This window comes from Streptomyces sp. NPDC004752 (assembly GCF_053601275.1).
The window spans coordinates 1-17,913 of record NZ_JBSGBN010000172.1 but is presented as its reverse complement, the minus strand read 5'-3'; the positions used below and the strand labels follow the sequence as shown (position 1 = coordinate 17,913).

General features: G+C 71.4%; 16 protein-coding genes and 1 riboswitch. Of the genes, 5 read left to right on the top strand and 11 right to left on the bottom strand.

What is annotated here, in order from left to right:
* The first annotated feature begins 115 nt into the window (after positions 1–115).
* Positions 116–1,507, top strand: a complete 1,392-nt coding sequence (locus ACWEKM_RS41670) for a DNA polymerase IV (protein WP_451626511.1) — start codon at positions 116–118, stop codon at positions 1,505–1,507.
* 142 nt (positions 1,508–1,649) lie between these two features.
* Here the strand turns inward: ACWEKM_RS41670 and ACWEKM_RS41665 are convergent, their stop codons facing one another.
* Complete coding sequence (locus ACWEKM_RS41665; RefSeq protein ID WP_451626510.1) at positions 1,650–1,823, bottom strand: hypothetical protein; 174 nt, start codon at positions 1,821–1,823, stop codon at positions 1,650–1,652.
* 462 nt (positions 1,824–2,285) lie between these two features.
* Positions 2,286–2,657: a PRC-barrel domain-containing protein gene (locus ACWEKM_RS41660; RefSeq protein WP_451626509.1), complete on the bottom strand. Its 372-nt coding sequence runs from the start codon at positions 2,655–2,657 to the stop codon at positions 2,286–2,288.
* Positions 2,658–2,771: 114 nt separating this feature from the next.
* A riboswitch (glycine riboswitch) is annotated at positions 2,772–2,867 on the top strand.
* 177 nt (positions 2,868–3,044) lie between these two features.
* Between ACWEKM_RS41660 and gcvP the strand changes: the two genes are divergently transcribed.
* Complete coding sequence (gene gcvP, locus ACWEKM_RS41655; protein ID WP_451626508.1) at positions 3,045–5,930, top strand: aminomethyl-transferring glycine dehydrogenase; 2,886 nt, start codon at positions 3,045–3,047, stop codon at positions 5,928–5,930.
* Between the two features lie 193 nt (positions 5,931–6,123).
* On the opposite strand, the gene ACWEKM_RS41650 is transcribed toward gcvP, so the two are convergent.
* From ACWEKM_RS41650 to modA, 4 genes are all read right to left on the bottom strand, one after another.
* Positions 6,124–6,543, bottom strand: coding sequence for a TOBE domain-containing protein (locus ACWEKM_RS41650; RefSeq protein WP_451626507.1), 420 nt, complete (start codon positions 6,541–6,543; stop codon positions 6,124–6,126).
* A 77-nt stretch (positions 6,544–6,620) separates the two neighbouring features.
* Entirely contained in the window at positions 6,621–7,712 is a 1,092-nt protein-coding gene (locus tag ACWEKM_RS41645; RefSeq protein WP_451626506.1) for an ABC transporter ATP-binding protein, read from the bottom strand.
* A gap of 339 nt (positions 7,713–8,051) precedes the next feature.
* Positions 8,052–8,912 (bottom strand): molybdate ABC transporter permease subunit, encoded by an 861-nt coding sequence (modB, locus tag ACWEKM_RS41640; RefSeq protein ID WP_451626505.1) that lies wholly within the window; start codon positions 8,910–8,912, stop codon positions 8,052–8,054.
* Positions 8,909–9,739: a molybdate ABC transporter substrate-binding protein gene (modA, locus tag ACWEKM_RS41635; protein ID WP_451626512.1), complete on the bottom strand. Its 831-nt coding sequence runs from the start codon at positions 9,737–9,739 to the stop codon at positions 8,909–8,911. Before modA ends, modB begins: the two co-directional genes overlap by 4 nt.
* Positions 9,740–9,960: 221 nt before the next feature.
* Here modA and ACWEKM_RS41630 point away from each other — a divergent pair, with 221 nt between their 5' ends.
* Positions 9,961–10,461: a molybdopterin-dependent oxidoreductase gene (locus ACWEKM_RS41630; RefSeq protein WP_451626504.1), complete on the top strand. Its 501-nt coding sequence runs from the start codon at positions 9,961–9,963 to the stop codon at positions 10,459–10,461.
* 17 nt (positions 10,462–10,478) lie between these two features.
* Here ACWEKM_RS41630 and ACWEKM_RS41625 read toward each other — a convergent pair whose 3' ends face one another.
* From ACWEKM_RS41625 to ACWEKM_RS41615, 3 genes are all read right to left on the bottom strand, one after another.
* Positions 10,479–10,874, bottom strand: a complete 396-nt coding sequence (locus tag ACWEKM_RS41625; RefSeq protein ID WP_451626503.1) for a TOBE domain-containing protein — start codon at positions 10,872–10,874, stop codon at positions 10,479–10,481.
* A 72-nt stretch (positions 10,875–10,946) separates the two neighbouring features.
* On the bottom strand, positions 10,947–11,465 hold the full coding sequence (locus ACWEKM_RS41620; RefSeq protein ID WP_451626502.1) for a hypothetical protein: 519 nt from the start codon (positions 11,463–11,465) through the stop codon (positions 10,947–10,949).
* A gap of 103 nt (positions 11,466–11,568) precedes the next feature.
* On the bottom strand, positions 11,569–13,524 hold the full coding sequence (locus ACWEKM_RS41615) for an amino acid transporter (RefSeq protein WP_451626501.1): 1,956 nt from the start codon (positions 13,522–13,524) through the stop codon (positions 11,569–11,571).
* Positions 13,525–13,855: 331 nt separating this feature from the next.
* On the opposite strand from ACWEKM_RS41615, the gene ACWEKM_RS41610 reads away from it, so the two are divergent.
* Positions 13,856–14,125 carry a hypothetical protein gene (locus tag ACWEKM_RS41610; RefSeq protein ID WP_451626500.1) on the top strand — a complete coding sequence of 90 codons (270 nt, stop codon included), beginning with the start codon at positions 13,856–13,858 and terminating at the stop codon, positions 14,123–14,125.
* 426 nt (positions 14,126–14,551) lie between these two features.
* On the opposite strand, the gene ACWEKM_RS41605 is transcribed toward ACWEKM_RS41610, so the two are convergent.
* Together ACWEKM_RS41605 and ACWEKM_RS41600 are read right to left on the bottom strand one after the other, a co-directional pair.
* On the bottom strand, positions 14,552–14,758 hold the full coding sequence (locus ACWEKM_RS41605) for a DUF5999 family protein (RefSeq protein WP_451626499.1): 207 nt from the start codon (positions 14,756–14,758) through the stop codon (positions 14,552–14,554).
* Between the two features lie 328 nt (positions 14,759–15,086).
* Positions 15,087–15,671, bottom strand: coding sequence for a hypothetical protein (locus ACWEKM_RS41600; RefSeq protein ID WP_451626498.1), 585 nt, complete (start codon positions 15,669–15,671; stop codon positions 15,087–15,089).
* Between the two features lie 551 nt (positions 15,672–16,222).
* On the opposite strand from ACWEKM_RS41600, the gene ACWEKM_RS41595 reads away from it, so the two are divergent.
* Positions 16,223–17,740 (top strand): glutamate--cysteine ligase, encoded by a 1,518-nt coding sequence (locus ACWEKM_RS41595; protein WP_451626497.1) that lies wholly within the window; start codon positions 16,223–16,225, stop codon positions 17,738–17,740.
* The last annotated feature ends 173 nt before the right edge of the window (positions 17,741–17,913 follow it).

Below are 17,913 nucleotides of genomic sequence, written 5' to 3'. Positions count from 1 at the left end.
ACCGGGCAGAACAACGGGAAGACAACCCAGCAGGGCGTCAGTCAGTGGCTGGGCCACGATCACCGGAACCTGAGTATCAGCATCAATGTCAGTGGCGTGGTGCAGCATCGGACATGTGAGGAACACGCCCACGATCCTGCATCTCGACATGGATGCCTTCTTCGCCTCGGTGGAGCAGGCGTCCAAGCCGAGCCTGCGCGGGAAGGCCGTCATCGTGGGCGGGCTCGGACCACGCGGGGTGGTCGCCACCGCCTCGTACGAGGCACGGGCCTTCGGGGTCCGCTCGGCGATGCCCATGGCCCAAGCGCGCCGACTGGCCCCCAACGCCGCCTGTCTCGTTCCGCGTTTCGGGCTGTACCGCTCGATCAGCGAGCAGGTGATGGCGCTGCTGCGGGAGCTGTCCCCGCTGGTGGAGCCGCTCAGCCTGGACGAGGCGTTCGTGGACCTGGAGGCCGGGGGGACGGCCTGGGACGAGGGGTCGGCGCGGCTGGCCGGGGTGAAGCTGCGCGCGGACATACGGGCCGTCACCGGGCTCACCGGCTCGGTGGGGCTCGCCGCCGCCAAGATGCTCGCGAAGATCGCCTCCGAGCAGGCCAAACCGAACGGCCTGGTGCTGATCGAACCGGGCACGGAGCGCGCGCTGCTCGGCCCCATGCCGGTGCGGACCCTGCCGGGGGTGGGGCCGGCCACCGGGGACCATCTGCGGCGGGCCGGGATCGCCACGGTCGAGGAGATCGCCGAGGCGGGCGAGGACGAGCTGGTGCGGCTGCTGGGCAAGGCCCATGGGCACTCGTTGTACGCGATGGCGCTGGCACACGACGAGCGGCCCGTGGTGGCCGAACGGGAGACCAAGTCGGTGTCCGTCGAGGACACGTACGACGTGGACATCCACGATCGGGTCCGGGTCGGCCTGGAGGTGCAGCGGCTGGCCGACCGGTGCGTGCGGCGGCTGCGCGGGGCGGGGCTGTCGGGGCGGACCATCGTGCTGAAGGTGCGGCGGTACGACTTCTCCACGCTGACCCGATCGGAGACGCTGCGGGGACCGACGGACGATCCCGCAGTGGTGCGGGAGGCGGCGGCCCGACTGCTGGACTCGGTGGATACGACGGGCGGGGTGCGACTGCTCGGGGTGGGCGTCTCCGGCCTCGCCGACTACACGCAGGAGGACCTGTTCGCGCAGGCGGCGGGGGAGCCGGCCGACGCGGCGCCGGAGGAGACCGTGACCGACCCCGTCGAGGAGCGGCCGACGGCCGCCGAGCGGCAGTGGCCCGCGGGGCACGACGTGCGGCACACCGAGCTCGGGCACGGCTGGGTACAGGGCAGCGGTCTGGGGCGGGTGACGGTGCGATTCGAGACCCCGGGATCGGAACCGGGGCGGGTGCGGACGTTCCGGGTCGACGATCCCGGTCTGGAGCCGGCGGATCCGCTGCCGCTGGTGCCTGGGGAAGCGGAGGGGGGTGGAGGAAGACCGGGGGTGGGACCGGCCGGGGTGCGAGGGAACGGCTGATGCGGGGTTCCTGGCCGTAGGCGTGACCGGTCGCCTTCTGGACTGGATGAGCAGGTCGGACAGGAGGTAGTCGGTGTTGGAGTAGCGCCATCCGGTCCCGGGAGGGAAGTAGGCCGCGTGGGCCGGGTCGTCGGCTATTCGGCTATGGGGACGAGTCCGGTATGGGGACGAGTCCGGCGGGAGTCCTGGTGTGCCGGCGGCCGGCCAGCAGCCGGCGCTGCAGGGCGGCGGGGGCAGCGGGATCCTCCAGAGCCCCGGGGCGGGGCGGAGTGCCGATGGCCGGGCCGCCGGGGTGCTGGGTGTGTTCGAGGCCCATCCTTGGCGCTGTCTGGCCTCTGCGGTCTCCGGCCTGCCGTCTGCCGTATCGGGGGCTGGGGCCGTCGGACTGCGGGCTGTGGTGGGTGTGCCTTCACTGCGTGCGCCGGGCGGGTCTGGCGCTGTCGTTGCGGGGCGGCCAGGCGTCGGCCCTTCGCCCGGGAGTGAGCCGGGGGGAAGGGCCGTGGGTGAACGGCACAGCGACGACCGGCGCGCCCTGCCGTCGGCGCGCCCCCGGCGGCCTCGGCGTCCAGACGGGCGGAGGCGTTGCATATGCGGGGCAGCCGGGGCGGGGGATCCGGGGGCCGGACGCGGCTGCGGCCGAGTCGGTGCGAGTGAGGAAGTGGGGGTGCTTCGGTGTGACCGGTTGAACGGTTGAAGTGCGAGGGGATGAAAGGGGCGTGTGCACAAACGGGTGGGGGCGTTGGGCCGTACAGGGGTGGGGTGGGTGCCGACGGGGGCGTCAGGGTTCGTCCCGGCCCGCCAGCTTGCCGAAGTCGTGGTCGGGGTGTGGGGGCTGTGCGGCCACGTCCAGGCCGTAGTGGTGGTAGAGCTGGAGTTCCTGATCGGGGGAGAGATGGCGGCCCACGCCGAAGTCGGGGGCGTCCTTGATGAGGGCGCGGTCGAAGGGGACATGCAGGGTGCCCTCGATCAACTCGCTCGGCTCAAGGGGGACGAAGGCGTCCCTGGAGAACAGGCCGGTCCGTATGGCCGCCCACTCCGGCACTCCCGTGGCATCGTCGAGATAGACCTCGTCGATGGTGCCGATCTTGGTGCCGTTGCGGTCGAACGCCTTGCGGCCGATCAGGTTGCGCGGATCGATGTCGGTCTGCACGGGCCCTCCTCAAGGTCGCAAATCATTCGTAAGCACTACAAAAGAGCAGATTCGAGGAGGCGGCCACTCGAAGCCCTCGCCGTTGACCTCGCTGGTACGCTGACAAGCGGCTGCTGATCCCGTGCGGGAGAGTCCTCCGGACATCGTCGGAGGCGCCGAAGGAGCAAATCCTCCCCGGAATCTCTCAGGCTCACGTACCGCACGGACGAGGTCACTCTGGAAAGCAGGGCGGGTGTCGACGGCCCCCGCTCTCACCGACGGGGAAAGCCGCGCACCCTCGGGTGACGCGGTGAAGCTCTCAGGTCGAGATGACAGAGGGGGAGGCCGTCGGGGTGCCCGCGCCGGGGCGCCCCTCGAAGGTCGCGTCAGACCAGGAGGCCCCCGCACATGACCGCCCCTCGCACTCCGCTCTCCGAGCTCGAACAGGGCACCCCCTTCGAGCAGCGGCATATCGGGCCCGACCAGGAGGCGCGGGCCAAGATGCTCGCGCAGGTCGGCTACGGCTCGCTCGACGAGCTGACCGCTGCCGCCGTACCGGATGTGATCAAGAACGCCGACGGGCTCGACCTGCCGGGCGCGCGTACCGAGGCAGAGGTGCTCGCCGAACTGCGCTCCCTCGCCGACCGTAACCAGGTCCTCGGTTCGATGATCGGGCTCGGCTACTACGGCACCTTCACGCCGCCCGTGATCCTGCGCAACGTCATGGAGAACCCGGCCTGGTACACGGCCTACACGCCCTACCAGCCGGAGATCTCACAGGGGCGGCTCGAAGCCCTGCTGAACTTCCAGACCATGGTCGCCGACCTCACCGGACTGCCCACCTCCGGTGCCTCCCTCCTCGACGAGGGCACGGCCGCGGCCGAGGCGATGGCCCTGTGCCGGCGCATGGGCAAGAACAAGAAGGGCCTCTTCCTGGTCGACGCGGACACGCTGCCGCAGACCATCGCCGTGATCCGGACCCGTGCCGAACCGACCGGCGTGGAGGTCGTCGTCGCCGACCTCAGCGAGGGCATCCCGGCCGAGATCGCCGGGCGGGAGATCAACGGCGTACTGATCCAGTATCCCGGTGCCTCCGGAGCCGTGCGCGCCATCGAGCCGGTCGTGGAGCGAGCCCATGAACTCGGCGCGCTCGTCATCGTCGCCGCCGATCTGCTCGCCCTGACGCTGCTGAAGTCGCCGGGCGAGCTGGGTGCGGACATCGCCGTCGGCACGACCCAGCGCTTCGGCGTGCCCATGGGCTTCGGCGGGCCGCACGCCGGCTACCTGGCCGTGCGCGAGAAGTTCGCGCGCAGCCTGCCGGGCCGCCTCGTCGGCGTCTCCGTCGACGCCGACGGGCACAAGGCATACCGGCTCGCCCTGCAGACCCGTGAGCAGCACATCCGGCGTGAGAAGGCCACCAGCAACATCTGCACCGCGCAGGTGCTGCTCGCGGTGATGGCCGGCATGTACGCCGTCCACCACGGTCCCGAGGGGCTGCGGACCATCGCACAGCGCACCCACCGGTACGCCGCGATCCTCGCGGCGGGTCTGGTCGGCGGCGGGTTCGAGACCGTGCACGGCGCGTACTTCGACACGCTGACGGTCCGGGCAGAGGGCCGCGCCGCGCAGATCGTGGCCGCCGCGCGCGAGCACGGCGTCAACCTGCGCCTGGTCGACAGCGACCATGTCTCGATCGCCTGCGACGAGACGACCACCCGGGACCGCCTCGGCGCCGTGTGGTCCGCCTTCGGCGTGCGGGGCGACGTCGGGGCGCTGGACGCGGTCACCGAGGACACGCTTCCGAAGGCGCTGCTGCGCACCGACGCGTTCCTCATCCACCCCGTCTTCCACCAGCACCGCTCCGAGACCGCGATGCTGCGCTACCTGCGCAGACTGGCCGACCGTGACTACGCGCTGGACCGCGGCATGATCCCGCTGGGCTCCTGCACGATGAAGCTCAACGCCACCACCGAGATGACGCCGGTGACCTGGCCCGAGTTCGGTCAGCTGCATCCCTTCGCGCCCGCCGGACAGGCGCAGGGCTATCTCACGCTGATCCGCGAGCTGGAGGAGCGGCTTGCCGAGATCACCGGGTACGACAGGGTCTCGCTCCAGCCCAACGCGGGTTCGCAGGGTGAGTTGGCCGGTCTGCTGGCCGTGCGGGGCTACCACCGCGCCAACGGCGACGAGCGTCGCGTCGTGTGCCTCATCCCGTCCTCCGCGCACGGCACCAACGCCGCGAGCGCCGTGATGGCCGGCCTGAAGGTCGTCGTCGTGCAGACCGCCGAGGACGGCGAGATCGACAGTGCGGATCTGCGGGCGAAGATCGAGCAGCACCGCGACGAGCTGGCCGTGTTGATGATCACCTACCCGTCCACGCACGGCGTGTTCGAGGAGCACGTCGCCGACATCTGCGCCCAGGTCCATGAGGCGGGCGGCCAGGTGTACGTGGACGGCGCCAACCTCAACGCGCTGGTCGGGCTCGCCAAGCCGGGCCACTTCGGCGGTGACGTCTCGCACCTCAACCTGCACAAGACGTTCTGCATCCCGCACGGCGGCGGCGGTCCCGGAGTGGGTCCGGTGGGCGTGCGCTCGCACCTGGCGCCGTACCTGCCGAACCACCCGCTGCAGCCCGCCGCCGGTCCGGAGACGGGCGTCGGACCCCTCTCGGCCGCGCCGTGGGGCTCCGCGGGGATCCTGCCCATCTCGTGGGCGTACGTCCGGCTGATGGGCGGCGAGGGGCTGAAGCGGGCCACACAGGTGGCCGTGCTGTCCGCCAACTACATCGCCAAGCGCCTGGAGCCCCACTACCCGGTCCTCTACACCGGTCCCGGCGGCCTGGTCGCGCACGAGTGCATCATCGATCTGCGCCCGCTGACCAAGGCGACCGGTGTGAGCGTGGACGACGTGGCCAAGCGGCTGATCGACTACGGCTTCCACGCGCCGACGATGTCGTTCCCGGTGGCTGGCACGCTGATGATCGAGCCGACCGAGTCGGAGGACCTGACCGAGCTGGACCGGTTCTGCGAGGCGATGATCGCGATCCGCGCGGAGATCGAGAAGGTCGGCTCCGGCGCGTGGCCCGCCGACGACAACCCGCTGCGCAACGCCCCGCACACCGCGGCGGCGCTCGGCGGCGAGTGGGCGCACCCCTACAGCCGTCAGGAGGCGCTCTTCCCGGCCGGTGTCTCGGCCGCCGACAAGTACTGGCCTCCGGTCCGCCGGATCGACCAGGCATTCGGCGACCGGAACCTGGTCTGCTCCTGCCCGCCGCTGGACGCGTACGAGGACTAGCCGAGCGAACGTGTGAAGGCTCCCGCCCGAGGCCCGGGCGGGAGCCCTCACATATGCCCGTCGCAAACCGACCGCACCGGCGAGGGCAGCAAGCCGTCGGCATCGGCCACGGCGGCAACCGGACCCACTGGCCACGGCGGCAGGCCGACCGTATCGCCACGGCGGCAGGCCGACCGCATCGGCCAGGGCGTGCTCAGGCTGTTGCCAGTGACACCTCGGTCGACTTGATCAGTGCGAAGACGGAGGAGCCCGCCGACAGACCCAGGTCGGTGACGGATTCACTGGTGATGGCCGAGGTCAGCGCGCCGCCCTCGACCGCGATCTTCACGGAGGCCATCGCGCCGCCGACGGCGATGCCGGTGACCGTACCGGGCAGCTGATTGCGGATCGAGACGCGTTCGACCGGCGCGGTGGCCAGGGCCACCTCCGTCGACTTCACCAGGGCGCGCACGGCGGAGCCCGTGGCCAGGCCGAGGTCCTCGGCCGCCTCCAGGGTGATCGCGGCGGTCAGGTCCTGACCGCCGGTGAGGCGGACCTTCACCGTGGCCATCGCCTCCCCCGGGGTGACGGCGGTGACGGTGCCGGGGAGCTGGTTGCGGATGCTCAGGCTCATGGGAACGCCTCGCAGGATGTGGGGGATTGTGGGGTTAAGGGTTTTTGGCGGTCCCCACCGTAGCCGCAGTCGGTGGATCAGGCCGGGTAGGCGTGGGTCTGGGTCGCCTTGACCGTCGCCCAGACCGGTGCGCCCGGGTGCAGGTCCAGCTCCGCGGCGGCGACCGTGGTGAGGTCGGCAGCGAGGGGAAGTTCGCCGGTCAGGGCGGCGCGGATCTGGTCGCCGTGGGTCTCCAGGCCGGCCACCTCGCAGCGCCACAGGTTGCGGGCGCTGGAGCCGGTGGGGCGGTCCCGGTGGAGGGTGACGGCGCTCGGCGGGAAGGCCACGAAGACCGGACCCGACAGGTCCTCGGTCGTGGTGATGGCCGCCCCGCCGTCCAGCCGTACCGTGTGCCCCTCGGCCCGGCCCTGGTAGAGGTTGAGGCCGACCAGCTGTGCGATGTAGTCCGTGCGCGGACGGCGGGCGATGTCGGTGGGGGAGCCCTCCTGGACCACGCGGCCGTGCTCGACCACGACGAGCCGGTCGGCCAGCACCATGGCGTCCAGTGGGTCATGCGTCACCAGGACGGCGACCGCCTCGAACTCGGCGAGGTGGCGGCGCAGTCGGGCCCGTACCTCCAGCCGGGTGCGGGCGTCGAGGGCGGCCAGCGGCTCGTCGAGGAGCAGCAGGCGGGGGCTGGTGACCAGGGCTCGGGCCAGGGCGACCCGCTGGGCCTGGCCGCCGGAGAGACAGCGGGGCCTGGCGCCCGCGTGTTCGGCGAGGCCCATCCGGTCCAGCCAGGCGGCGGCGAGGGCCCGGGCCTCGGCCTTGGTCGCGCCCTGGCAGCGGGGGCCGAAGGCCACGTTGTCCAGGGCGGACAGGTGCGGGAAGAGCAGGTAGTCCTGGAAGACGACGCCGACGGGACGTGACTCCGGGGCCGTGCGGTCGAGGGCGGCGCCGTCCAGTCGCAGATGGCCGCCGGTGAGCGGGACGAGACCGGCGAGGGCGCGCAGGGCCGTGGTCTTTCCGGCGCCGTTGGGCCCGAGCAGGGCGACGACGTCTCCGGGTGCGGCCCGCAGAGCGATGTCGAGGCGGAAGGAACCGCGATCGACGACGAGCCGGGCGTCGAGCCCGTCACCGCGGGTACCTTCGGCGACAAGGTCGGCCGTGGTGTCGTCGATGTCCGGCATGGGGTGCACATCCAGGGGTCGGCGGGCGCAGGACCGTGCCGGGCAGGACCGGACCGGCGGGCGTGGCGGTCGGCCGGGCGGACGCCCCGGTCGGCCGGGTGAGGGCGGCGCGGTGGGCAGGCGGTGGGGCGGGGCCTGGTCGGGTGAGGGCCGGTGCGGTGGGGACGTGGTGCGATGGGGCCTGGTCGGTACGGATGCCGCTCGTACCGGCGATCGTACGGTCGTACGCCGCGGGACCGCATCGGAATCGTTCCCGGGACCGACGCTTCGGGACGCCGTCACGGTCGCGCACGGTCGCGCATGGCCGGGGGCGCGAGCGGACGGCGGCGGAGGGGAACGTCACGGTGTGGTCAGCCAGCGGTCCCGCAGACCCGCCAGTACCGCGATCGAGACGGCGAGCAGGACCAGGCTGAGCGCGATGGCCGCCTCGGGATCGTTCTGGAGGGCCAGATAGACCGCGAGCGGCATGGTCTGGGTGCGGCCGGGGAAGTTGCCGGCGAACGTGATGGTCGCGCCGAACTCGCCGAGCGCGCGGGCCCAGGCCAGGACCGCGCCCGCCGCGATGCCGGGGGCGATCAGTGGCAGCGTGACCCGGCGGAACGCGGTGAACCGGGAGGCGCCCAGGGTGGTGGCCGCCTCCTCGAAGCGCGGGTCGGCGGCGCGCAGCGTGCCCTCGACGCTGATGACGAGGAACGGCATCGCGACGAATGCCTCGGCGATCACCACGCCCGTCGTGGTGAACGGCAGCGTGATGCCGAACCAGGAGTCCAGCCCTGCGCCGACGACGCCGTTGCGGCCCAGGGCGAGGAGCAGGGCCACGCCGCCGACCACCGGCGGAAGGACGAGCGGCAGGGTGACCAGGGCGCGTACGACACCGCGGCCGGGGAAGTCGGTGCGGGCCAGCAGCCAGGCCAGCGGCACGCCCAGGACCAGGCTCACTCCGGTCGCCGCGGTCGCCGTGGTCAGCGACAGCTGGAGCGCCTGCCACACCTCGGTGCTGCTCAGCAGCTCCGGCAGGCTGCCCCACGGGGCCCGGACGAGCAGGGCGAGCAGGGGCAGCAGCAGGAACGCCAGGGCCACGACGCCGGGCAGCAGGAGCGGCAGCGGCACCCCGCGCCGACCCGGCGCGCGGGCGCCCCGGCGCCGCGGCCCGCCCTTCGCGGTGGGGGTCGCGGCACCGGACCGGTCGCGCCGGGTCACGGCTTGAGGAACCCGGCCTCGCTCAGCACCCGCTGGCCCTCGGTGGAACGCACGAGCGCGATGAACGCCTCGGCCGCCTCGGCGTTGGGCGCGTTCTTGAGCAGGGCGATCGGATAGTCGTTGACGGCCTCGGCCGACTCGGGGAAGTCCACGCCGTCGACCTTGTCGCCCGCGGCCTTCACATCGGTCTTGTAGACGATCGCGGCGTCGGCCTCCTTCAACTCCACCTTTGTCAGGGCGCTCTTGACGTCCTGTTCGTAGGAGACCGGGGTGAGCTTGAGCTTGCCGGCCGCCAGGGCCTTCTGAGCGGCGGCGCCGCACGGCACGGTCTTGTCGCACAGGACGACCTTCAGACCGGACCGGGTGAGGTCCTTCAGGGACGAGACCTTGTCGGGGTTGCCCGGCAGGGTGGCGATCTCCAGTTGGTTGCGGACGAAGGTGACCGGGGTTTTGGCCGCGTCGTCCTTGTCCGTCACGATCGCCATTGTCTTGGGGCTGGCGGCGGCGAAGACATCGGCGGGCGCGCCGCCCGTGATGCTCGCCGCGAGCGTGTCGCTGCCGCCGAAGTTGAAGGTGACCTTGGTGCCCGGGTGCTGCTTCTCGAAGTCGGCGCCCAGCTCGGTGAAACTCTCCTGCAGCGAGGCCGCGGCGAACACGGTCACCGTGCCGGACAGTTTCGGCGAGGCCGAGGAGGAGCCGGACGAGGAGCCCGCCGCGGGCGACGACGAGTCGTCCGAGGAGGAGCAGGCGCTCAGCACCATCAGGGCGGCGGCTCCCGCGCCGACCACCTGCAGCATCCGCCGGGACCGGCGCTCGGAACGGGTTATCACGGGTCTACTCCTTCACGTCCTCGGACAAGCTGTCGCGCCCCGCCACGGCCGCACACCACAGCCGTGTCGTGTCGTACCGTGCCGCGATGATACTGCCGCATCTGCAAGGCGTAAGTCTTCTGTCGCATCGCATGAGCTGGGACAATGATGGACCAAGGTGCGCATGTGCGTTTGTACGGGACCGCGCCGCGGGTACCGTCATCCGGGAGGAGTAGCACGTGACGCTCGCCGAGCTCGCCCTGACCGGCGACCTGGCCCGGCCGGTCCGCCTCACGGTGCCGGATCTGCTCGCCTGGCCACAGCACCGCGTACGGGTCAGCTTCGAGTGCGCCACCAGTGGAACGCGGCACCACCGGTTCGCCGGTCCGCTGCTGTACGACGTCCTGTCCGACGCGGGCCCCGGCTTCGATCCCGTGCGGCGCAAGGACCGACTGCGCTTCCTCATCGCCGTCGACGGCACGGACGGACACCACGCGCTGCTGTCCTGGGCCGAGATCGACCCCGACTTCGCCCACGCGCCCGTGCTGCTCGCCGTCACCATCTACGACACCCCGCTCGCCCGGCACGGACCTCAGCTGGTGCTCCCGCAGGACCGGTGCGGGGCGCGGCACATCAGCGGTATCAACGGGATACGGGTGGATGGGCGCTATCGGTGCGCCATGGAGACCTCAGCCGTGTACAGTCCCGCCGGGGCGCACTCCTGCTCGGTGGGCGGTTGATGGGGTGGAGCCGCGCCTCAGATGCGGTCGATGTGTACGTTCGTCGACTTCACCCGGGCGGTGGCCTCCATGCCGACCTCCAGGCCCAGTTCCTCGACGGCCTCCCGGGTCAGCAGCGAGACCAGCCGGTGCGGGCCCGCCTGGATCTCGACCTGGGCCGCGACATCACCGAGTTTGATCGCGGTGACGATCCCCGGGAAGGCGTTGCGTACCGAGGTGTACGACGTGTCCTCGTCGCCCGCGCCCGCCCTGGCCAGCTCGACGGAGAACGCGGCCAGGTCCCTGCCGTCGATGAGCCGCCGTCCGGCCTCGTCGCGGTGGGTCGCCATCCGGCCCGCGTCGGCCCAGCGGCGTGCGGTGTCCGGGCTCACGCCGAGCAGCCGCGCCGCCTGGCCGATCGTGTAGGACTGCATGCCGGTCACGATAGGGCCACGGGCCCACAACGGCGCAGGCGGGCGGGTGGCGGCGGGTTCGGCGCGCCGGGGTCAGGACATCCCGGACTCCTTGAGCACGGCCCTGGCCTCCTCGTCGTCGATCGCCCGCTCCAGCCTGCGCAGCACGTCCACGCCCTGGCGCAGGGTGCCGCTCTGCAGCGAGTGACGCAGTCCCGTGTCGACCTCGTGCCAGAGGAACGGGTTGGCGGCGAGGACCCGGGGGTCGAGTTCGAGGCGCCGGCCGTCGATGTCCCGGAACACCAGGTGCGAGGAGACGCCGTCGAACTGACGGACACCCACCAGCTGGTCCGTGCGGACCACCCGTCGGCACAGCGGTCCGCGCACCGAGAGCCAGCCCCGGCCCGCGGCGACGCGCGGCGGCGTCAGGAGCAGTCCGATGGCGGTGGAGAGCACGAGCCACAGCACCACGCGCGCCGGGGTGAGGGTGCCGGCCTCCCAGTCGGTCAGCGTCGTCAGCGCACCGAAGACGAGCGCATACGCCACGGCCAGCCGGGCGCTGCTGCGCCAGTGACGGTCGCCGGTCGGAGTGGGTGCCGTGCCACGTTCCACACAACCCACGCTAGGCCGCTCCGACGGCCGCGACATCTCCTGCTGACAGGGCGCTGACGCCGTTCCGGCACATCTTGACGGCCCGCTGACGCGGGCGTTCCCGTCAGCCCGTGTGGACCCGCGGGCGTCGGCCGCGGTCCGGCTCGGCCTCGCGCAGCACCTCGCGGGTGACCGGGGCGACCTCGCCCTGGCCGAACAGGAGGAAGCGCAGGAAGTTGGCGAGGGGGTTGCCCTCGGTCCACTCGAAGTAGATGTGCGGGGTGCGCCCGGTGCCGTCCCGGACATGGAGGAGGAGCGCGGCGAGGGCGTTGGGGATGGAGGCGGATTCCAGGGTCAGGACACGGTAGCGGTTGTGCAGGACCTCGCCGTGCACCGTCAGGCCCGCCTCGAACTCGGACGGGTCGGTGACCGTCACCTCGACGAAGACGAAGTCCTCCTGCTCGGGCAGGTCGTTGTCCTGGCGGATCTGTTCGATCTTGTCGCGGTACTCCGCCTTGTCGCGCCGGTCGGGCTCGTTGGCGATGAACCGGATCTTCCGGCTGGCCATGTCCCTGACGAAACGTTCCGCCATGTCATCCAGCGTCACACTGGTCACGCGTAGCTCGAAGGCCCGGGCCAGCCGGGACAGCAGCGAGACCAGGATGATGCCGGCGATGAAGCACGCGCCGATCTTCACGCCGTCGGGGCGCTCGATGACATTGGCGACGGTCGTGTAGAGGAACACCGTCGCGATGATCCCGAACACGACCGTCCAGCGGCGCTGCCCGGCCTTGCGCGAGGCGATGGTCACGGCGATCGCCGCGGAACTGATCAGCACCAGCACACCGGTGGCGTAGGCGCCGCCCTGCGCGTCGACGTCGGCATTGAAGATCCAGGTCACCAGGAAGGCGATGAGGGTGAAGACGATGACCATCGGGCGTACCGCGCGCGCCCAGTGCGGGGCCATGCCGTAGCGGGGCAGATAGCGCGGCATCAGATTGAGCAGACCCGCCATCGCGGAGGCGCCCGCGAACCACAGGATCGCGATGGTCGCAACGTCGTAGACCGTGCCGAAGGCGTTGCCGAGGTACTCGTGCGCGAGGTACGCCAGCGCGCGGCCGTTGGCCTGGCCGCCGGACTTGAACTCCGGCGCGGGGATGAGCAGCGTGGTGATGAGACTGGTGGCGATCAGGAAGCAGCTCATGATCAGGGCCGCGGTGGTCAACAGCTTCCTGGTGTCCCTGATCCGGCCCGTGGGACGCTCCTCGGTGTCGGCCGGGTCGCCCTGGACATGCGGCATGACGGCGACGCCGGTCTCGAAGCCGGAGAGGCCGAGCGCCAGCTTCGGGAAGACGATCAGGGCCAGTCCGACCATGACGAAGACATTGCCGTGCTCCGCGGTCAGGGCGCTGGTCCAGTCGGTGACGACATGGCCCGCGGTGACGACGTGCCACAGGCCGGTGATCACGACGACGAGGTTCAGCGCGAGGTAGACGCCGACCAGCACGACGGCGACGCCGATCGCCTCCAGGAAGCCCTTGAGGAAGACCGCGCCGAGCAGGGCCACGAGGAGCAGGGTGATCAGCATCTGTCGGCCGTGCAGCACGCTGTTCAGGTGCGGGTTCTCGATCAGGTGGGTGGAGGCGTCGGCGGCCGACAGGGTGATGGTGATCAGGAAGTCGGTGGCCGCGAAGCCCAGCAGCGTCAGGACGAACAGCTTGCCCTTCCAGAAGGACAGCAGCCGCTCCAGCATCGCGATCGAGCCCTGGCCGTGCGGGCTCTCCTCGGCCACGCGCCGGTAGACCGGCAGGGCACCCGCCAGCGTGACGATCACCAGCACGATCGTCGCCAGCGGGGAGAGCAGACCGGCCGCCAGGGCGGCGATGCCCGGCTGGTAGCCGAGGGTCGAGAAGTAGTCCACACCGGTCAGGCACATCACCCGCCACCAGCGCTGCCCCTGGTGGGTCGGTTCCGGTTCGGCGTGGGGACCCGTCAGGCTGCCCTTCCTGCCCATGTCGGACAGGCCCTCCAGCATCCAGGCGCGCAGCCGACTGGGGGGCGGGTGCTCGGTCGTGGCCATCGGGGAGTGCTCCTGACGTGCGGCTCAGCCCTGTTTCCGGCCATCGTGCGGAGGGCGGATCCAGCGTAGGCAGAGCGTGACACGCGGGCCCGTGGACCGCAGGGCCCGAGGGCATCAATCTTGCGTTAAGAAGGCCATGTCGGACGGTGTCCGCGCACCCGGCGACCGGCGTCCGTCCGCGAGGGTCGCCACGGTCGTGTGTTGGGCCGTATGGCGGACAGCCGCCGTCGCGGGTGTGGTGGGCCCACAGCGGTGGTGCCATCGGCTCCTTGCACTCCTTCCCCCGGCTTCCCTCGGCGGAGATTTCGTCTCCGCGGCCGTGGGTGTGGGTGTGGGTGTGGCGGTGGCCGTGGCGCTGATGCGGGGTTTCGCCCGTGCGCCGCGCACCGGCGAGATCGGCGACTGTCTGCGCCGACCTGCTGCGGGGCACGGTGTGGACGGTGCGGATCCCGGGAACGGTCGGCCGTGGCGTGGTGGCGTGGTGGTGCGGATCGGGCCGGTGCGGCAGCGGCCCGTGGGACGGTCCGTGGCGCGGGGGTCGATCACGCTCGTCGTCGAGATCCGTACGACATCGGCGGTGGCACCCACTGTGACGGCCTGACGGCCGCCGGGCGGCAGGCGCCGGGGATCGGGGCGGGCGGGCCGGACACCGTGGCCTTCTCGGTGGGGGCGAAGCGAAGGCGTCGTTCCGCCGGCAGTCGGCCGAAAGCGACGGGTGGTATCCGTCCGGCGAGGGGGCGGGCGGTTTCACCGGACGCGTCATCGGGATGCAGGCCACGGATGCAGGCCACTGAAGGGCCGCGCCCACGTCGACTGGTTCGACCACCGGACCGCCGTCTGACCCACCGTGTCCGACGCGTCTGCGCCCGCGCACGGGAGGCACCGCAGGTTTTCGAGGTCGTGACCGAATCTTTCGCTGCCGCTGTGCCTTCGGTTCCGGACACGCGTCGGGGCCGGTGCGCATCGAATGTGTGCGAGCCGGCCCCTCATGTCACCGGGCGTGGCGGCAGGCCGCCCGGGTGGTACGTCAGGCGGCGGTCATCACCTGGTGGGCGCCCTGCGGGCGGTGCGGGGCGATGATCTGGCCGTCGGGCAGGAGCTCACCGGTGTCCTCGAAGAGCAGCACGCCGTTGCACAGCAGGCTCCAGCCCTGCTCCGGGTGGTGCGCCTGGAGGCGGGCGGACTCCCGGTCGGCGGATTCGGCGGTCGGACAAGGTGGTTGGTGCTGGCACATGGGTGGGATCTTTCGCTCTGTCGTGGTCATGTCTGTCCCCCGTGATGATGAGTCGGTCGGAATCCAGTGTTGCCGTCCGGGCGTCGATCCGCAGGGATTTCGCGGCACCGCTTCCTCACAGGTTGATGACGCATCGCGCAGGCGTACGGTTCATCCCAACTCCGAGGCCGCTGCGGATGGTTCGTGATGACCGAAGGCGGCCGGCCTGGTCGTCGCCCGCACGGCCGCCACGCCTGCACATTCGCACGTCCGCTCCCTGACGCCGCACGCACGGACGTACCCCGCCTCCTGGTCCTGGAGACGGGGTACGGGAGATGTGCGGGACGGTTCAGGCGGGTGAGCCGAGCAGGGGCACGGGGGTCACCCGGTGGGTCAGGACCGGCAGCAACTCGGCCACCCGGTGCGGACGGTGGGCCGCGATGCCGGGCGGCGCGGGAGCCAGTGGCACCAGCAGGTCGGTGGCGGCCGGATGGCCCTCGGCGCCGTCCGCCGTACCGTCTCCGTGCAGCCACAGCGTGAGCATGTACAGGCCCGGTATGGACAGCAGACGCGGCTGGTAGGGCTGGGGCAGCGCCTCGGCCTGGTGCAACGCGCGTTCGGTGGAGGCGATGTAGGGACCCTCGAAGAAGCGGGAGAACGCCCAGCCGTCCGCGGTCAGCACGGTATCGGCGGCGGCCATCGAGCGGCCGCCGCAGCGGATCAGGAACCGCCAGCCGGTCAGCCGTGTGACGGCCCCGGACTCCGCCGTGATCCGGTCCAGCACGTGGACGGGCAGCGGGAGTTCGGCGGTGGTGGGTCCCTCCGCGGTGCGCAGGGAGGGGGTCGGGGCCTCGCGGACCGCGGTGGGGGAACCGAGGGCCGTGAGGACGGAGCGCAGTGCGGGCGCTGGAGCAGGGGGGACTTGCAGCGGCATGGTGGGTCGCCTCTCTCGTACGACAGGCGCGCTGGCGCGAGGGCGTGGGCGGACGGCGCTGTCAGCTCGATGTGGGCAGAGGCGGGACCCAGGTCGGTGAGCGAGGTGCGGCTGAGGGTCTGCCGCACGTCACCTCGACGGCAGGAATCAGGATCGTGGGCGCCAACCGTCTGCCTTGTGCGGAGTTTATACGACACCAGTTCAGCCGCTGTTTCGGCTAATCGTTGGCGATGAATGACGCAAGGTACTATTCGGCCGCCGATTTGCGGTAATCATGCCGATTCAAGGCGTGATCCGTCCCGCTGACCTCGGAATCCACTCCCCGAGCGGTCGGCCGAATGGCGTCGGCGTTTTTCACGAGATCGGCGGGGCACTCTGTGGTGTGGGCCACTTCATGCCTCGTGAATGTGCCACAGGACACATTCCGACAGCGTAGCGGGCGCGCGGGCCGCGCGGGACGTTATCGATCGCTTCGGCTGGGCATCATCCAACCTGACCGGTACCACCGGCGGCCGGATGCTCGGCCCGCCCATCCGAGGAGGGACGCTTCGATGGGGGAGAAGGTCGTGGCGGGGCCGTTCGACCTGTCCGAACGCCGGCGCCACCGCGAAAAGCTCGTGCGGTGTCTCACGGGACTGGAGCGACTGCTGGTCGAGAAGCGGTTCGACCGCCCGAAGAATCTCATGGGCGTGGAGATCGAATTGAATCTCGCCGGCCCGGACGGCATGCCCAGAATGCTGAATGGGCAAGTGCTGGAGCGCATCGCGAGTCGCGATTTCCAAACAGAGCTCGCCATGTTCAACCTGGAAGTCAACATAGCCCCACACCGATTGGGCGGCCGGGTATTCGACCGGCTCGCGGAGGAACTTCGTACCGCACTCGCGTACGCCGACCGGAAGGCCGGTGAGGTGGATGCCGGAATCGTGATGATCGGCATTCTGCCCACTCTCGACCGTGACGACCTGGTCTCCTCCAACCTCTCCGAGGCCGATCGTTACACGCTGCTCAACGATCAGATCGTGGCCGCGCGCGGCGAGGACTTCGTCCTGGACATCGCGGGGGTGGAGCACCTCACCTGCACCTCGAAGTCGATCGTGCCCGAGGCGGCGTGCACCTCCGTTCAACTGCACCTCCAGGTCACCCCGGCACGCTTCGCCGACGTCTGGAACGCCGCGCAGGCGGCCTGCGCGGCCCAGATCGCGGTCGGCGCCAACTCGCCCTTTCTGTTCGGCCACGAACTGTGGCGCGAGTCCCGGCCACCGCTGTTCCAGCAGTCCACGGACACCCGCCCGCCCGAGCTCCAGGCCCAGGGGGTGCGCCCGCGTACCTGGTTCGGCGAGCGGTGGATCTCCTCGGCATACGACCTGTTCGAGGAGAACCTGCGGTTCTTCCCGGCGCTGCTGCCGATGTGCGACGACGAGGATCCGCTGGCGGTGCTCGACGCCGGGGGCGTGCCCCGGCTCGCCGAACTCGTCCTGCACAACGGCACGGTGTACCGCTGGAACCGTCCCGTCTACGGCATCGCGGACGGCGTACCGCACCTGCGCGTGGAGAACCGCGTGCTGCCCGCCGGACCCACCATCACCGACGTCATCGCCAACGCCGCCTTCTACTACGGTCTCGTGCGCGCCCTCGCCGAGGAGCAGCGCCCCGTCTGGACCCGGATGCCCTTCGCCACGGCCGAGGCCAACTTCGACGCGGCCTGCCGGTACGGCATCGACGCCCGCTTCGTATGGCCGCGGCGGGGCCGCTACGGCGGCATCGGCGAGGTCGACGCGGTCACCCTCGTCCGTGACGAACTGCTGCCGCTGGCGGCGGCCGGACTGGACGCGTGGGGTGTCGAGGCCGCCGACCGCGACCTCTACCTGGGCGTCATCGAGGAGCGCTGCCGACGCCGGGTCAACGGCGCGGCCTGGCAGACGGCGACCTTCCACCGGGCCCTGGAACAGGGGCTGTCCCGCGACGCGGCACTGGCCGCCACCACCCGCCGCTACGCCCAGCTGATGCACCTCGGCGAACCGGTTCACAGCTGGCCGGTGGGGTTGCCGCAGCCGGCACCCCTGGGGTGAACGGATGGACGCGGACCGGGCGGCCGTGCGAGTGCCGCAGCCGTCGCGAGTGCCGCCCCGGCCTCGGCCTCGGCCCCGGCCGTCCCGGCGGCGGGCGCCGACCGGGGGGGAGCGGGCGCCCGGGCCGCGGCGGCCGGCGCCCGGGGGGGGTGCGGCGGCCGCGCGGGCCCGGC

Bases quoted from the DNA above. Each gene is read 5' to 3' on its own strand.
- ACWEKM_RS41650 (WP_451626507.1), bottom strand. From the start codon at position 6,543: ATGAGCCTGAGCATCCGCAACCAGCTCCCCGGCACCGTCACCGCCGTC.
- ACWEKM_RS41615 (WP_451626501.1), bottom strand. From the start codon at position 13,524: ATGGCCACGACCGAGCACCCGCCCCCCAGTCGGCTGCGCGCCTGGATG.
- ACWEKM_RS41595 (WP_451626497.1), top strand. From the start codon at position 16,223: ATGGGGGAGAAGGTCGTGGCGGGGCCGTTCGACCTGTCCGAACGCCGG.
- ACWEKM_RS41625 (WP_451626503.1), bottom strand. From the start codon at position 10,874: ATGCAGTCCTACACGATCGGCCAGGCGGCGCGGCTGCTCGGCGTGAGC.
- gcvP (WP_451626508.1), top strand. From the start codon at position 3,045: ATGACCGCCCCTCGCACTCCGCTCTCCGAGCTCGAACAGGGCACCCCC.
- ACWEKM_RS41645 (WP_451626506.1), bottom strand. From the start codon at position 7,712: ATGCCGGACATCGACGACACCACGGCCGACCTTGTCGCCGAAGGTACC.
- ACWEKM_RS41605 (WP_451626499.1), bottom strand. From the start codon at position 14,758: ATGTGCCAGCACCAACCACCTTGTCCGACCGCCGAATCCGCCGACCGG.
- ACWEKM_RS41600 (WP_451626498.1), bottom strand. From the start codon at position 15,671: ATGCCGCTGCAAGTCCCCCCTGCTCCAGCGCCCGCACTGCGCTCCGTC.
- ACWEKM_RS41665 (WP_451626510.1), bottom strand. From the start codon at position 1,823: ATGGGCCTCGAACACACCCAGCACCCCGGCGGCCCGGCCATCGGCACT.